Annotated in this window: 1 protein-coding gene; it reads left to right on the forward strand. The window is 60.4% G+C overall.

Features of this window, described 5'->3' with window-relative positions:
- Window positions 1–4: 4 nt before the first annotated feature.
- Complete coding sequence (glmM, locus tag CVS30_RS17640; protein WP_110486862.1) at window positions 5–1351, forward strand: phosphoglucosamine mutase; 1347 nt, start codon at window positions 5–7, stop codon at window positions 1349–1351.
- Window positions 1352–1378: the final 27 nt, after the last annotated feature.

Below are 1378 nucleotides of genomic sequence, written 5' to 3' on the forward strand. Positions count from 1 at the left end.
TCTGATGTCAAGATTATTTGGAACAGACGGTGTCCGTGGTTTGGCTAATGGCCTGCTGACGGCTGAATTGGCTTTATCCCTTGCTCAGGCTGCTGCGGTGGTGCTGGGTCATGACCGGATGAGCGAGGGACAGCGGCCGCGTGCTGTGGTCGCTCGTGATCCGCGGGCTAGTGGTGAGTTTATTGCTGCTGCCGTGACGGCGGGGTTGGCCAGTGCTGGTGTTGATGTGTATGACGCTGGTGTGTTGCCGACGCCTGCGGCAGCGTTTTTGATCGCTGATCTGGGCGCCGATTTTGGTGTCATGATTTCTGCTTCGCATAACCCGGCCCCGGATAACGGTATTAAATTCTTCGCCCAGGGTGGCATGAAGCTCCCGGACGAGGTCGAGGACGCGATCGAGCTCCAGCTCCAGAAGGACGCGTTCCGTCCGGTAGGTGTGGATGTGGGTCGTATCCAGCGGTTCTCTGACGCTGAGGATCGCTACATTGTCCACTTACTGGGGACCTTGCCGCATCGTCTGGATGGTTTGAAGATCGTTCTGGATTGCGCTCATGGTGCTGCCAGTGGTTGTTCACCGCAGGTCTTTACTGATGCGGGGGCGCAGGTCACGGTCATTGGTGCCGAGCCTAACGGGCTCAATATCAACGACGGGGTAGGCTCCACCCACCTAGGGTTGCTGCAGGAAACCGTGCTCGCTGTCGGTGCCGATCTCGGTATCGCCCATGATGGGGATGCCGATCGCTGCCTCGCCGTTGATCACGAGGGCACCGTGATCGATGGGGACCAGATCATGGCCGTCCTGGCCTTGGCACAAAAGGCCGCCGGAGAACTCAAGGATGATGTTCTCGTCGCGACCGTGATGAGTAACCTGGGTTTGAAGATCGCTCTGCGCGAGGCCGGGATCACGATCCGGGAAACCGGTGTCGGGGACCGGTACGTGCTGGAGGAAATGCGTCGCGGTGACTACACCCTCGGTGGAGAACAATCCGGACACGTCATCTTCTCCAAGTTCGCCACGACCGGCGACGGAGTCCTGACGGGTTTGCAAATCGCTGCGCAGGTCGCCAAGACCGGCAAGAGTCTGAAAGAGCTCGCCTCGGCCATGACGAAACTGCCCCAGGTCATGGTCAACGTCAAAAACGTTGATAAGAACCGCGCCTCTCAGGTGCCGGCGATCAACGCCGCCGTAGCAAAGGCCGAAGCCGAACTCGGCGACACCGGACGCGTCCTCTTGCGCCCCTCCGGCACCGAGGCCCTGGTACGGGTCATGGTCGAAGCCGGCGACACCGCCACCGCCGAACGCATCTGCAACGACCTCGTCACCGTCGTCCAAGCAGAACTCGCACTCTAAACCACCACACAGAAGAGGCGGCCACCC

The sequence above is a fragment of the Arthrobacter psychrolactophilus genome (assembly GCF_003219795.1).
Classification (GTDB): domain Bacteria; phylum Actinomycetota; class Actinomycetes; order Actinomycetales; family Micrococcaceae; genus Specibacter; species Specibacter psychrolactophilus.